Source organism: Pseudomonas sp. PDM10 (assembly GCF_014852295.1).
GTDB lineage: Bacteria > Pseudomonadota > Gammaproteobacteria > Pseudomonadales > Pseudomonadaceae > Aquipseudomonas.
The window spans coordinates 49,389-62,911 of sequence record NZ_JACVBJ010000005.1; the positions used below are offsets into that span (position 1 = coordinate 49,389).

The following is a 13,523-nucleotide window of genomic DNA, read 5'->3' on the forward strand; positions in this document are numbered from 1 at the left end:
GACGACGGCCCCACCCGCACAAGGTGCTCCGGTATGACCCGATTGACCTCTCTGAACCCTTGGCTGGCGGCCGTTGCAGTCGCCCTTTGCGTGCAATTGCCGGCGCAGGCCCAGGAGCGTTTTACCCTGAACATCCCAGGTGTCACCGACGATCGACTGTTTACCTCGGCTGCCGCCAGCGATGCGCCCAATTGTGGTGGGCACAACCAGTCACCGGCCTTGAACTGGAACGCCGGCCCGGCGGGCACCCTCAGTTACGCTATCGTCATGCATGACCCCGATGGCGCGAAAGGCCAGGGTGTCGATCACTGGGTGCATTACGGCATCAAACCGACCACCCACCAGATCCCGGCAGGTGTCGGCGCCAAATCCGCCCTGGAAGGCGTCGGGGGCATGAACGTCAAAGGGACCACAGGTTATGTCGGTCCTTGTCCGCCGGTCGGCGATAGCGCGCACCACTACATCATCCAGATTTATGCCCTGGACCTGGCACCGGACGCCTTGCCTGCTGGCCTTACCCGCGCACAGCTACTGGAAAAAATCAAAGACCATGTGCTGAGAAACAGCAGCGTAGTGCGGCGTTATCACCGCTGAAGATTCTTTTCACTGCGGTTTAACCCGAACCTGAAGAGGGGCTCGTCTCAGAGGATGAATGGATCAATTTCCTCCTGAGGTCAGCCCCCATGTCCCTCCCTCTGCATTTCCTCCGCCCGGCCGCCCAGGGTTTCGCCGCCGGGTTGCTGCTGGCCATTGCCGGTTGTGGCGTTTCATCCAAGCCTGATACCGCCTCGGCTGCGCCGCCGGCTCAAGGTGCGCTGCCGGCTGAAGTACTGGTGCGTAGCGAGGCTGTCATGGCGGACACTTCGATGGCCAAGCGCAGCCTCGGTGCGGCACCGGCGACGAGCTATGCGCCGATGCTGGCGGGCGAGGCATCTCCGCAGGGCTATCGGGATGAGCAGCGGGAGCAGTATCAAGCGCTGGCGGATAACCCGATTCACAGCGTGGCCGAAGCGCCCGTCTCGACTTTCAGCGCCGACGTCGACACCGGTGCTTACGCCAACGTCCGTCGCCTGCTCAATCAAGGGCGCCTGCCACCGGAAGGTGCGGTACGACTGGAGGAAATGGTCAATTACTTCCCCTACGATTACGCATTGCCCACCGATGGCTCGCCCTTCGGCGTGACCACAGAGCTGGCGCCGTCGCCGTGGAACCCGCATACCCGATTGCTGCGCATTGGCATCAAGGCCTCGGATCGCGCGGTTGCGCAACTGGCCCCGGCGAACCTGGTGTTTCTGGTGGACGTGTCCGGTTCGATGGACAGACGCGAGGGTTTACCGCTGGTCAAAAGCACCCTGAAATTGCTGGTCGATCAATTGCGCGAGCAGGACCGGGTTTCATTGGTCGTCTATGCCGGCGATTCGCGTGTAGTGCTGGAGCCAACGTCCGGACGCGAAAAAGCGAAAATTCGTACAGCCATCGATCAATTAACCGCCGGCGGCTCCACCGCCGGGGCGTCAGGCATCGAATTGGCTTATCAAATGGCGCAGCAGGCGTTAATTCCCAAGGGCATCAACCGCATCCTGCTGGCCACTGACGGTGACTTCAACGTCGGTATCAGCGACTTCGACAGCCTCAAGCAAATGGCTGTGGATAAACGCAAGACCGGCGTTTCCCTGACCACATTGGGTTTTGGTGTGGATAACTACAATGAACACCTGATGGAACAGTTGGCCGATGCCGGCGATGGCAACTATGCCTACATCGACAACCTGCGCGAGGCGCGCAAAGTGCTGGTGGATCAACTCGGCTCGACCCTCGCGGTCGTGGCGAAAAACGTGAAGCTGCAAGTGGAGTTCAACCCGGCACAGGTCAGTGAATATCGGCTGTTGGGGTATGAGAATCGTGCGTTGAAACGTGAGGATTTCAGCAACGATAAGGTCGATGCCGGTGAAATAGGCGCAGGGCATACGGTGACGGCGTTGTACGAAATTGTGCCCAAGGGCGAGAAGGGCTGGCTGGAGCCGCTGCGGTATGGCAACTCCGGGGCAGTTGCTTCCGGGAAATCTGGGGAAATGGCCATACTGCGCGTGCGCTATCAGTTGCCCGAAGGTGGGAACAGTCGCTTGATCGAGCGGCCGATTACTGACAGTGCTGCGCCAGCCAGTGAAGACCTGCGATTTGCCGCGGCCGTGGCGGCGTTTTCCCAGCAGCTCAAGGACGGGCGTTATACCGGCGATTTCAGCCTGAAGGACACCGAGGCTTTGGCGCGCGGTGCGCGGGGTGAAGATCGATTTGGTCTGCGGGCAGAGTTCGTGCAATTGGTGGAGTTGGCGCAAAGTCTGCGAACCACGACGGCGTCGAACAGTGAGCCGCTTAAAGGAGGCTACAACTGAAATGTCTGCTCCTGAATCGAGCGATGAATCGCTGCTGGCCCGTTATCGCGCAGGCGACGGGCCGGCGTTCGAGATTCTGTACGCCCGTCACCGCCAAGGACTCTACCGATTCCTGCTCGGCCTGAGCGGCAAGTCCGAGCTGGCCGAAGAGGTTTACCAGGACACCTGGCTGAGCCTGATCCGCAGCACCAGTCAGCCACAAGGCCGGGCGAATTTTCGTACCTGGCTCTACCAGATTGCCCGCAATCGACTGATCGATCACTGGCGCAAACACGGAATCCACAACCCCTTGCACGACAGCTATGACGAACAGATCCACGCGCTGAGCGATGACGCTGCTGATCCCGAACAACTGCTGAGCCTGAGCCGCGACAGCCAGCGCCTCGATGCGGCCCTGCAAAACCTGCCCGCTGACCAGCGCGAAGTGTTCCTGCTGCGCGCCCACGGCGATCTCGACCTGCCGCAGATCGCCACCCTCACCGAAACACCGCTGGAAACCGTCAAAAGCCGCTTGCGCTACGCCCAGCAAAAACTGCGTCGGCTGCTGGCCGAGGAGGTACTGACATGACTGACGCCCGTCCTACGCCAGAAGACGAAGTGTTGAAGCACTATCGTGAACACGCGACCGGCGAACCACCGGCCCATCTCGACGTGTTCCTCCTGGCTGCCGCACACCGTGAAGTCCCGATGCAGAAGCCAAGTCTGTGGAAACGCTGGGTCCAGGCCTGCCAGAAACCCCGTTGGCAAGTTGCATTTGCCAGCCTCGTCGGCGTGGCCCTGATGCTTGCACTGGTGCAACGCACGGAGGAACAACTGCCGAGTTACGACTTCGCGCCTGCACCCGACGTGTCTGCGCCAGTCGCCAAAAAAGAAGCATCGTCATCAGTTGCGCGTTCTCTGGCTGCCCCGCCCGGCGCGATGTCCGCCCCCGCGCCTGCGGCCCCAATGGCCGATTTTGCTGCCCCCGCGCAGAGCGAATCGATCAGCGCTGAAATGGCTGACGAAGCGAAGGTCAGCAAACGCTCGGCGATAGCTCCGGCAAAGTCTATCGACGATCAATTAAGGGAAGTGATCCGCCTGCAAAAGGCTGGTCAGGCTCAAGCGGCTGCTGACCTGATGGCGACATTGCACAAACGCTTTCCCAAGGAAAATCTCACGGCCAGACTCAAGGATTTGCAGAAAAACTGAGCCGCAGAGCGGTCAGTCATTTGGCATCGACACCCGAAAGCGCGCACTATCGGCCCATAGCCGATGCGTTGGAGGAAGCCATGGCAAAAAAAATCGACCGCATCGCCCAAATGCTCAACTGCCCGGTGAAGGGTCAGGAATTGCGGCGCGCGGTGACTGAGAGTCGTAAGGAGTTTCTGCTGGCGAAGCAGGCAGAAGAGGCGGTAGAGGACGACGTTCTTGATGATGAAGTGGTCGAGGACGACGAGGATGATGAATACGACGAGTTTGATTGGACGACTGAATGAAAAAACCGCTTCGGCGGTTTTTTTTCAGGCTCAGTTGTTCGGTTAAACCGAACAACTGCTTCCAGCGCGCGTCCTGAGGCTTTAACGACGGACACAAAAAAGCCCCAGACCCTAAGATCTGAGGCTTTCTCGTTTCTACGTATGGTGCACCAGGCGGGATTCGAACCCACGACCACTGCCTTCGGAGGGCAGTACTCTATCCAGCTGAGCTACTGGTGCAATGCGGGCGCCATGATACTCATATGCACTGCGGGCGTCCATGCTGCTGAATCGCCTGCGGTTTTCCAAAGCGTAACCTGCGGTTGCTACGTTGATCAGAAAAATTAGGCAAATGCGGCGTTTTCGTTCTTTTTTTCGAACAGGCTATTGTCCTTTACCCCCTTTGATCCTAGGATTCGTTTGAGATTTCAAACGCTCTTGTCTGGGTGCTGAACCGCACGAGTTTCAATCAGTGCGCTATTTATGTGCTTCAGCCCGGTGAATGATTTCCCTGACGGCAGCCTATAAGGCGCCTTTCTACAATCATAATTCGCTCCGCGCTTGCCGCGGTGCTGTTAAGGAAAGCCGACATGCAGCTTAAAGACACCCAGTTGTTCCGCCAGCAAGCCTTCATCGATGGCGCTTGGGTTGATGCGGACAATGGTCAGACGATCAAGGTCAACAACCCGGCAACGGGCGAAATTCTGGGCACCGTGCCGAAAATGGGCGCTGCCGAAACCCGCCGTGCAATCGAAGCCGCTGACAAAGCGCTGCCGGCCTGGCGTGCACTGACCGCCAAGGACCGCGCGAACAAGCTGCGTCGCTGGTTCGAACTGATCATCGAGAACCAGGACGACCTGGCTCGCCTGATGACCCTCGAACAAGGCAAGCCATTGGCCGAAGCCAAGGGCGAAATCGTTTACGCCGCTTCCTTTATCGAGTGGTTCGCCGAAGAAGCCAAGCGCATCTACGGTGACGTGATTCCGGGTCACCAGCCAGACAAGCGCCTGATCGTGATCAAGCAGCCAATCGGCGTGACCGCTGCAATCACTCCGTGGAACTTCCCGGCCGCGATGATCACCCGTAAAGCCGGCCCGGCCCTGGCCGCCGGTTGCACCATGGTGCTCAAGCCAGCTTCGCAAACTCCGTTTTCCGCATTCGCTTTGGCTGAACTGGCCCAGCGTGCCGGCATTCCTGCCGGTGTGTTCAGCGTGGTGACTGGCAGTGCCGGCGACATCGGCAGCGAGCTGACCAGTAACCCGATCGTGCGCAAACTGTCCTTCACCGGCTCGACCGAAATCGGTCGCCAGCTGATGGCTGAATGCGCAAAGGACATCAAGAAAGTGTCTCTGGAATTGGGCGGTAACGCGCCGTTCATCGTGTTCGACGACGCGGACCTGGATAAGGCCGTCGAAGGCGCGATCATTTCCAAGTACCGCAACAACGGCCAGACCTGCGTCTGCGCCAACCGTCTGTACATTCAGGATTCGGTCTACGACGCGTTCGCCGAGAAGCTGAAAGTGGCCGTGGCCAAACTCAAGATCGGTAACGGTCTGGATGACGGCACCACCACTGGCCCGCTGATCGACGGAAAAGCCGTGGCCAAGGTTCAAGAGCACATTGCTGACGCGATCAGCAAAGGCGCAACCGTTCTGGCCGGTGGCAAGGTCATGGAAGGCAACTTCTTCGAGCCGACCATCCTGACCAACGTGCCGAAAAACGCAGCCGTGGCCAAGGAAGAAACCTTCGGTCCATTGGCGCCGCTGTTCCGCTTCAAAGACGAAGCCGACGTGATCGCGATGTCCAACGACACCGAGTTCGGTCTGGCCTCGTACTTCTATGCTCGCGACCTGGGTCGTGTGTTCCGTGTGGCTGAAGCCTTGGAATACGGGATGGTCGGCGTCAATACCGGGTTGATCTCCAATGAAGTCGCGCCGTTCGGCGGCATCAAGGCGTCGGGCCTGGGCCGTGAAGGTTCCAAGTACGGCATCGAAGATTACCTGGAAATCAAATACCTCTGCCTGGGCATCTAAGCTCGAAGGGATAAGCCCGGCAGGGCATTGCTTCAAACGCAAAGGGCACGAGAGCGCTGTCCCTTTGCGTGCTTCAAACGGAATTTTCTCTGTGGTCGGGAAAGCTGTGGCAGTCGATCATCGCATGCTGCCGTAGTTGCCTCCCCGCCGCATTTTCCTTGAACCACGCCGCCCGATGAGCGGTGAATGAGGACTTTATGAGCAAGACTAACGCATCCCTGATGAAACGCCGCGAAGCCGCTGTACCACGCGGTGTTGGCCAGATTCACCCGATCTTCGCCGAGTCCGCGAAGAACGCCACCGTGACCGACGTTGAAGGTCGCGAGTTCATCGACTTCGCCGGCGGTATCGCCGTGCTGAACACCGGCCACGTGCACCCGAAAATCATCGCCGCCGTGACCGAGCAGCTGAACAAGCTGACCCACACGTGCTTCCAGGTGCTGGCTTACGAACCGTACGTAGAAGTGTGCGAAAAAATCAACGCCAAGGTGCCGGGTGATTTCGCCAAGAAAACCCTGCTGGTGACCACCGGCTCCGAAGCCGTGGAAAACTCCATCAAGATCGCACGTGCCGCCACTGGCCGTGCCGGCGTGATCGCGTTCACCGGCGCTTACCACGGCCGCACCATGATGACCCTGGGCCTGACCGGTAAAGTCGTGCCTTACTCGGCCGGCATGGGCCTGATGCCAGGCGGCATCTTCCGCGCGCTGTACCCGAACGAACTGCACGGTGTGAGCATCGACGATTCGATCGCCAGCATCGAACGCATCTTCAAGAACGACGCCGAGCCGCGTGACATCGCTGCAATCATCATCGAGCCGGTTCAGGGCGAAGGCGGTTTCTACGTCGCGCCTAAAGAGTTCATGAAGCGTCTGCGCGCACTGTGCGACCAGCACGGCATCCTGCTGATCGCTGACGAAGTACAAACCGGCGCTGGTCGTACCGGCACTTTCTTCGCCATGGAACAGATGGGCGTTGCTGCCGACCTGACCACCTTCGCCAAATCCATCGCTGGCGGCTTCCCGTTGGCCGGTGTGTGCGGCAAGGCCGAATACATGGACGCCATTGCTCCAGGCGGCCTGGGCGGCACTTACGCCGGTAGCCCGATTGCTTGCGCCGCGGCCCTGGCCGTGATGGAAGTGTTCGAAGAAGAGCACCTGCTGGACCGCTGCAAAGCTGTCGGCGAGCGTCTGGTCACTGGCCTGAAAGCCATTCAGGCCAAATACCCGGTGATCGGCGAAGTCCGTGCCCTGGGCGCGATGATCGCGGTCGAACTGTTCGTTGATGGCGACAGCCACAAGCCGAACGCTCCAGCGGTAGCCGCTGTTGTGGCCAAGGCTCGCGACAAGGGTCTGATCCTGCTGTCCTGCGGCACTTACGGCAACGTTCTGCGCGTCCTGGTACCGCTGACTGCGCCGGACGAGCAACTGGACAAAGGTCTGGCGATCATCGAAGAGTGCTTCTCCGAGCTGTGATCTCCAAGCTCTGATGAATGTGTGAACTGATCGACAAAAAAACCCGCTTCGGCGGGTTTTTTTGTGTCCCTGGGACCCATCGATGGCAAATGCGCTGTATCGAATGGCCAGCATTGACTAAGGTGCAAGCACTACTTTGGAGTGTGTAAATGACTGCTGTGGTGTTACCCGCTGCGCCGCGTGTGCTGATTGCCGAGGCCGACCCCTGGTCCCGCGACCTGCTCAAGCAAGTTTTGTTGAATGTGCGCTGCGACGCACGGCTGGATCTGTGTGCCGATGGTCAGGAAGCGTTGCACCTGTTGGCGGAAAATCCTTACGACCTGGTGATCGTCGACTGGGAGCTGCCCGGCGTCGATGGTTTGAATGTCTTGCGCAATGTCCGTCAGCGCAAACGCAACCCGCCGCTGCCGTTCATTCTGATGAGCAGCCGTAACGACAGCGCCAGCGTTCGCGAAGCTCTGCCGCTGGCGCCTGCGGCGTACCTGACCAAGCCCCTTAACATGGAAAGCTTGACCCAGCGCCTGCAGGATTTGCTGTTGAACGCCGGTGAAGAGGTGTCTTGCGAAACGCCTTCACTGTCGCCAGGCATGACGTTGGCGGTTTACCTGGAGCGTCGACGTGAGTTGACCGACGGTGCACCACTGATGACCGACGTACAGTTGGCGGTCAAACGCAGCCTCAATCCCAATGGCCTCGACCTGACACTGCTGCATGACGAGATCCGTACCGATCCGCAAGTCACCGCTGTGCTGATCGCCGCTGCCAACAGCGCGGCCCAGCACCATGGCGCCGCCGTACAAACCCTGTCACAGGCGCTGCACCGCCTCGGCACCGGGCAAAGCATGAACCTGATTCTGGGGCTGGCCCTCAAGCGCAGTGCCCGACTCAGCGATCCGTTTCTGGCCGATTATGCCGAGCGCTATTGGGAGCTGTCGCTGCGCACTGCCGAGTATGGCCGGACCCTGGCGCGTTTGCTGGATCTGGATCAGGAGCGCTGTTATTGCGCCGGCATGTTGCATCGCCTCGGCGACCTCGCGCTGTTGCGGTGTTTGCAGGAATGGAAGCAGGCCGGAGGCGAGCTGGATGAATGGGAGGAGGTCGGCGAGGCGCTGGCTGAGTTCGGCGCGGCTTATGGCTCGGCGCTTCGCACTCGCTGGCGCCTGCCACTGGAGCTGCGAGAGCTGATTGCGGCGGTCTACCAGTTCGGTGGCGGGGTTTATTCCCGTGAAGCGTTGGTGATGAACATGGCTGCGCAACTGGCGCGACTGACCGAGCATGAGGGCATTGAGGACCTGGCGAAGAGCCGGACGGCGCGGTTGCTCAAGATCGGGTTGCCGGAATTGATGCGTTTGCGCAAGAAATAGGCTTCACACAAATCCCCATGTGGGAGCGGGCTTGCTCGCGAAGGCGGGCATCCAGTCGACATTGAGTTGCCTGACCCGACGCCTTCGCGAGCAAGCCCGCTCCCACATGGGGTCTGTGTTGGACCTGTCAGCCGGAGACGATGCGGTTCTTGCCCTGGTGTTTGGCTTTGTACATTGCCGCATCTGCGCGGGCAAACAGGCTGTCGATGCTTTCGTCCTCGGCGGTGAGGCTGGTCAGGCCCTGGCTGACGGTGATGCCGAACGTCTGGTCGCCATGGCTGAAACTCAATCGCTGAATCTCCCGTTGCAGGCGCTCGGCCACTTGCATAGCCATGTCTGGCGCACAGCCGGGAAACACCGCTGCGAATTCCTCACCGCCCACTCGTCCGAACACATCACCTCGCCGCAACGTCGCGCGACCGCACTCGGCGATTCGTTGCAGCACGTTGTCGCCTTCCTGGTGGCCGTAGGTATCGTTGATGACTTTGAAGTCATCGATGTCCAGTAGCAGAAAGGCCAGCGGCGTGCGTTGGTGCCGTGCCTGTTCGAATTCACGGTGGGCGCATTCGAAGAAGTGTCGGCGGTTGCTGCTCTGGGTCAGCACGTCGGTAGTGGCCAGGCGTTGCAGCTCGGTTTCAATCTGCTTCTTGTCAGTAATGTCTTCGGCAATGCCGACGATGATCACCGGTTGCCCGGGCTCGGCCTGACGGTTGATGAAGCACTTGTCTCTGAGCCAGCGGACCTGGCCATCGGCGGCAATGATTCGGTATTCGCGGTCTTCATCGGCGCCTTTGACCAGTACTTCGGCCAGACTGCGTTCGGCATAGTCCAGATCGTCGGGGTAAATGCTGTCGCGCCATTGGTTGTAGTCGGACAGCAACAAGCCTGCGGAGCGGCCGAAAATCCGTTCATACGCGGGGCTGACATAGAGCACCCGACGGGATTCCCAGTCGAAGGCCCAAAGCACCGCATTGACGCTCACCAGTAGAGCGCTGAACAGTTGTTCGCGTTCGCTCAGGCGCGCCACTTCGCCTTGTGCATGCATCAGCGCCAGGAGGGTTTGCGCGGCCTCGGGCCACTGCGGGAGGGATGAGTCTTGTAGGTTTTTACTGACCATCGACACAAAATCTCAAAGGGCATGTGCCGCTCGAGGTTCGAAAGCGGCCTGGCGAAGTGTCTTTGAGATAGGGGATTTGGAGCTTAGTTCCCGCCTTATGTGGTGAGGGAGCTTGCTCCCGCCGGGCGGTACTGGCGACGCGTTTTTCAATGAAAGAACGCGTCGTCAGGTTTTGCGACTGCTGCGAAGTCGAGCGGGAGCTAGCTCCCTCGCCACAGTCAGACTGCAGCGGCGGGGCGCAGGGAGTAGGTTTTCAACTGATCGGCGAAGTCGCGCAGGGATTGAATCCCGCTGGCTTCGGCTTCGTGTACCCAATCCTTGATGGCGGCCAGCATGTCGTGACCATTTGAGCTGGTCTTGACCCAGATCTGCTGCAAGGCCAGGCGTTTCTCGTAAATTACCTTCAGCGCCTGACTGTGCTCGAGCATGGTCTGGATGCGAATGTGGTGTTTGTCATCCAGCAGGCTGGTTTCCCGCGAGAGCAGGCGCTTGGCGCGATGGAACTGGTGACGGACCGAGTGATCGACCTTTTCCAGCTCTTGTTTGACCAGCGGTGCGATCACCAATTTGCGGTACTGGGCCATGATCTGGAAGCGGTTGTTGAGGATCGCCATGGCGGTGTCCATGTCCAGGTTGCCTTTGCCTTCGACCCGATGGGCGATGGGCGCGACCCGCTGAACCTTGGCCAGACGCAGGAAGCTGAAGACCTGGATCCAGGCCCAGCCGAGATCGAATTCCCACTTCTTCACCGACAGTTTTGCCGAATTAGGGTAGGTGTGATGGTTGTTATGCAGTTCTTCGCCGCCGATCAGGATGCCCCACGGCACCAGATTGGTCGCCGCATCGCGGCATTCGAAGTTGCGGTAGCCGACGGCATGGCCCAGGCCATTGACCACGCCGGCGGCCCAGACCGGGATCCACATCATCTGGATCGCCCAGATGGTGATGCCGATGGTGCCGAACAGCAGCAGGTCGATGACGCCCATGATCGCCACGCCCAGCAGCGGAAAACGGCTGTACAGGTTGCGTTCGATCCAGTCTTCGGGGCAGTTCTTGCCGTAGATGCGCAGGGTCTCGGGGTTTTCCGCCTCGGCACGGTACAGCTCGGCGCCTTTGCGCAGAACGGTGGACAGGCCCTTGATGACCGGGCTGTGCGGGTCATCGACGGTTTCGCATTTGGCGTGGTGCTTGCGGTGGATAGCGGTCCACTCGCGGGTGTTCTGTGCCGTGGTCAGCCACAGCCAGAAGCGGAAGAAATGTTTCAGGCCGGCATTGAGCTCAAGCGAGCGATGGGCTGAATAACGATGCAGATAGACCGTGACGCCGATGATCGTCACGTGGGTCATCAGCAGGGTGACTGCCACCAGTGACCAGGGCGACAAGCCGAGAAAACCTTCGTACCACATAGGCTATTGGGCCCTCGATAAAGAAAAAACAGCCGTTGCATTATCACTGAGCCCACAGATAAAACCAGTCGCCCTTTCAGATAAGAGTGGCCGGATGTTTCTTTAAACTATAATTCCATCCACTTTTAAGGGACATGGACGACCTAATGGCTGCTACCTATCGCGATGCTCTGCGTGCAGCGCTGCTTTATCTTCTGGTTTCTGTCGGTTGGCTGCAGTTCAGTGGCCATTTATTGAACAGTTTCTTCGATAGCTCTGGCGAGCTAATGCGATGGCAACTGATCAACGGTTATGCCTGGGTGGTGTTCAGTGCCGGTTTGATTTTTTTTGCCCGGGCGCGATTGTTCCGTTGCCTGGGGATCGGCGCCAAGTTGCGTGAGCGTGCTGAAGACCGTGAGCGCTTGCGTCAGGCGGCGGCGGTATTCGATTGCACCCGTGAAGGGGTGCTGGTCACTGATAACCAGGGCCTGATCGTTCATGTGAACCGGGCCTTCATGCAAATCACCGGCTATCAGAGCGAGGAGGTGCTCGGCCAGCGCCCCAGTCTATTCAAGTCCGGTCATCACCCGCCGGCTTTCTACCAGGCGATGTTCGCGACACTCAACAGCACCGGCGAGTGGAGCGGGGAAATCTGGAATCGTCGCAAAAGCGGCGAGATCTATCCGCAATGGCAGACCATCCGCGTCATCGACGACGAGGAGGGGCGGCGCAGCCATTACGTGGCAGTGTTTTCCGACATAAGCGCAATCAAGAACTCCGAACATGAGCTGACGCACCTGGCTCACTACGATCCGCTGACCGATCTGCCCAACCGCTTGCTGTTCACCGACCGCGCCGAACAGGCCCTGGCTTCGGCGCAGACCCACAAGCGCGGCTGCGCGTTACTGATGATCGATCTTGATCACTTCAAGATGATCAACGACAGCCTCGGGCATAGCATTGGGGACCAGCTGCTCAAGGGCGTGGCCGAGCGTTTGAGCGCGATGGTCGGTCCGGGAATCACCCTGGCGCGCCTTGGCGGTGACGAGTTCGCCGTGCTGGCTGAAAGCTGTCCGCAAATGGTGCACGCAGCGGCGTTGGCTCAGCGGATCATCGATGGCCTCAAAGAGCCGTTCCAGATCGACGGGCATCAGTTGTTCGTCAATATCAGCGTCGGCATCAGCCTGTTCCCCGGCGACGCCTTGAGCGCCGAGCAGCTGTTGCGCAACTCCGACTCGGCGCTGTTCAAGGCCAAGAGTGCCGGCCGCAACGGCTACGCCCTCTATACCGAAGAATTGACCGCCCATGCCCAGCAACGGGTCGAGACGGCATTCGAATTGCGCCGTGCGCTGGAACAGCAGGAGTTGCGGGTTTATTACCAGCCGGTTCACGACCTCAAGACCAGGCGCCTGATCGGCGTCGAGGCATTGGTGCGCTGGGAGCATCCGCAGCGAGGGTTGGTGTCGCCGGCAGAATTCATTCCCATTGCCGAGCGCACTGGTCTGATCGCCGAAATTGATGCCTGGGTGATGCGTCAGGCGTGTGAGCAGATGTGCCAGTGGCAGCAGGCCGGGGTCGTGGTGTCGTTTGTCGCGGTGAATGTTTCTTCTCGGCTGTTCGCCCGCCGTGAGCTGTTTGGGCAGGTGGCGAAGGTGCTGCACGAAACCGGGCTGGACCCTGGCTGTCTGGAGCTGGAAGTCACTGAGAGCGCTGTGATGGATGACCCGGAAGTCGCGCTGGAGCAGATGCACAGGTTGCGTGAATTAGGCGTTCGGCTGGCCATTGATGACTTCGGTACAGGCTATTCGTCGTTGCTGCGCCTCAAGCGAATGCCGGTACAGAAACTCAAGATCGATCAGGGCTTCGTGGCGGGGTTGCCGTGGGATGAGGATGACGCGGCGATTGTGCGGGTGATCATTGCGCTGGCCCAGAGCATGGGGATGCAGGTTCATGCCGAGGGGATCGAGCAGGTCGAGCAGGCGGGTTTCCTGCTCGAACACGGCTGCGATCTGGGGCAGGGGTACTGGTTTGGACGGCCGGTGCCGGCCGGGCAGCTGGATTGGTACCGGACTCCACAGATTCTGCAGCACTGATCGTTCCCACGCTGCGTGGTAATGCCGCCCGGGACGCTCCGCGTTCCTTCTCAAGCCTGACGCAGAGCGTCACAGGATGCATTCCCACGCAGAAAGCGTGGGAACGATCAGTCTTCGGGCATTCTTTTGGTTATATTAAAATTCTTAAATAGTCTTTTTAAGAATATCTGCGCTTATCTACTATTGGTCTCACGCCGCAAGCAGTCCCG

11 protein-coding genes and 1 tRNA gene are annotated in these 13,523 nt (G+C 59.5%); 9 read left to right on the plus strand and 3 right to left on the minus strand.

Annotation, left to right across the window (positions count from 1 at the left end; genetic code table 11):
* Window positions 1-33: 33 nt before the first annotated feature.
* The 5 genes from IB252_RS17940 to IB252_RS17960 all read left to right on the plus strand — a co-directional run bounded on the left by IB252_RS17940 (window position 34) and on the right by IB252_RS17960 (window position 3,868).
* On the plus strand, window positions 34-594 hold the full coding sequence (locus IB252_RS17940; protein ID WP_111449527.1) for a YbhB/YbcL family Raf kinase inhibitor-like protein: 561 nt from the start codon (window positions 34-36) through the stop codon (window positions 592-594).
* Window positions 595-683: 89 nt separating this feature from the next.
* A complete protein-coding gene (locus IB252_RS17945) occupies window positions 684-2,393 on the plus strand; it encodes a vWA domain-containing protein (RefSeq protein WP_192409778.1) in 1,710 nt (569 codons plus the stop codon).
* Window position 2,394: 1 nt separating this feature from the next.
* A complete protein-coding gene (locus IB252_RS17950; RefSeq protein WP_192409779.1) occupies window positions 2,395-2,961 on the plus strand; it encodes an RNA polymerase sigma factor in 567 nt (188 codons plus the stop codon).
* On the plus strand, window positions 2,958-3,581 hold the full coding sequence (locus IB252_RS17955) for a hypothetical protein (protein WP_192409780.1): 624 nt from the start codon (window positions 2,958-2,960) through the stop codon (window positions 3,579-3,581). Before IB252_RS17950 ends, IB252_RS17955 begins: the two co-directional genes overlap by 4 nt.
* A 20-nt stretch (window positions 3,582-3,601) precedes the next feature.
* Complete coding sequence (locus IB252_RS17960) at window positions 3,602-3,868, plus strand: hypothetical protein (RefSeq protein WP_225607492.1); 267 nt, start codon at window positions 3,602-3,604, stop codon at window positions 3,866-3,868.
* 142 nt (window positions 3,869-4,010) lie between these two features.
* Here IB252_RS17960 and IB252_RS17965 read toward each other — a convergent pair.
* Window positions 4,011-4,087 (minus strand) — tRNA-Arg (locus tag IB252_RS17965).
* A gap of 350 nt (window positions 4,088-4,437) precedes the next feature.
* Between IB252_RS17965 and gabD the strand changes: the two genes are divergently transcribed.
* The 3 genes from gabD to IB252_RS17980 all read left to right on the plus strand — a co-directional run bounded on the left by gabD (window position 4,438) and on the right by IB252_RS17980 (window position 8,719).
* Window positions 4,438-5,880 carry an NADP-dependent succinate-semialdehyde dehydrogenase gene (gabD, locus tag IB252_RS17970; RefSeq protein ID WP_192409782.1) on the plus strand — a complete coding sequence of 481 codons (1,443 nt, stop codon included), beginning with the start codon at window positions 4,438-4,440 and terminating at the stop codon, window positions 5,878-5,880.
* Window positions 5,881-6,077: 197 nt separating this feature from the next.
* Window positions 6,078-7,355, plus strand: a complete 1,278-nt coding sequence (gabT, locus tag IB252_RS17975) for a 4-aminobutyrate--2-oxoglutarate transaminase (RefSeq protein ID WP_192409783.1) — start codon at window positions 6,078-6,080, stop codon at window positions 7,353-7,355.
* Between the two features lie 149 nt (window positions 7,356-7,504).
* On the plus strand, window positions 7,505-8,719 hold the full coding sequence (locus IB252_RS17980) for a response regulator (RefSeq protein ID WP_111449517.1): 1,215 nt from the start codon (window positions 7,505-7,507) through the stop codon (window positions 8,717-8,719).
* Between the two features lie 127 nt (window positions 8,720-8,846).
* Here IB252_RS17980 and IB252_RS17985 read toward each other — a convergent pair whose 3' ends face one another.
* Window positions 8,847-9,836 carry a GGDEF domain-containing protein gene (locus IB252_RS17985; protein ID WP_111449516.1) on the minus strand — a complete coding sequence of 330 codons (990 nt, stop codon included), beginning with the start codon at window positions 9,834-9,836 and terminating at the stop codon, window positions 8,847-8,849.
* Between the two features lie 218 nt (window positions 9,837-10,054).
* Entirely contained in the window at window positions 10,055-11,242 is a 1,188-nt protein-coding gene (gene desA / locus IB252_RS17990; protein ID WP_111449515.1) for a delta-9 fatty acid desaturase DesA, read from the minus strand.
* Between the two features lie 146 nt (window positions 11,243-11,388).
* On the opposite strand from desA, the gene dibA reads away from it, so the two are divergent.
* On the plus strand, window positions 11,389-13,314 hold the full coding sequence (dibA, locus tag IB252_RS17995; RefSeq protein WP_192409784.1) for a phosphodiesterase DibA: 1,926 nt from the start codon (window positions 11,389-11,391) through the stop codon (window positions 13,312-13,314).
* Window positions 13,315-13,523 lie beyond the last annotated feature (209 nt).

Excerpts from the sequence above, each read along its gene's own strand:
- gabT (WP_192409783.1), top strand. The coding sequence starts at position 6,078 with ATGAGCAAGACTAACGCATCCCTGATGAAACGCCGCGAAGCCGCTGTA.
- IB252_RS17985 (WP_111449516.1), bottom strand. The coding sequence starts at position 9,836 with ATGGTCAGTAAAAACCTACAAGACTCATCCCTCCCGCAGTGGCCCGAG.
- gabD (WP_192409782.1), top strand. The coding sequence starts at position 4,438 with ATGCAGCTTAAAGACACCCAGTTGTTCCGCCAGCAAGCCTTCATCGAT.
- IB252_RS17945 (WP_192409778.1), top strand. The coding sequence starts at position 684 with ATGTCCCTCCCTCTGCATTTCCTCCGCCCGGCCGCCCAGGGTTTCGCC.
- desA (WP_111449515.1), bottom strand. The coding sequence starts at position 11,242 with ATGTGGTACGAAGGTTTTCTCGGCTTGTCGCCCTGGTCACTGGTGGCA.
- dibA (WP_192409784.1), top strand. The coding sequence starts at position 11,389 with ATGGCTGCTACCTATCGCGATGCTCTGCGTGCAGCGCTGCTTTATCTT.
- IB252_RS17950 (WP_192409779.1), top strand. The coding sequence starts at position 2,395 with ATGTCTGCTCCTGAATCGAGCGATGAATCGCTGCTGGCCCGTTATCGC.
- IB252_RS17955 (WP_192409780.1), top strand. The coding sequence starts at position 2,958 with ATGACTGACGCCCGTCCTACGCCAGAAGACGAAGTGTTGAAGCACTAT.
- IB252_RS17980 (WP_111449517.1), top strand. The coding sequence starts at position 7,505 with ATGACTGCTGTGGTGTTACCCGCTGCGCCGCGTGTGCTGATTGCCGAG.
- IB252_RS17940 (WP_111449527.1), top strand. The coding sequence starts at position 34 with ATGACCCGATTGACCTCTCTGAACCCTTGGCTGGCGGCCGTTGCAGTC.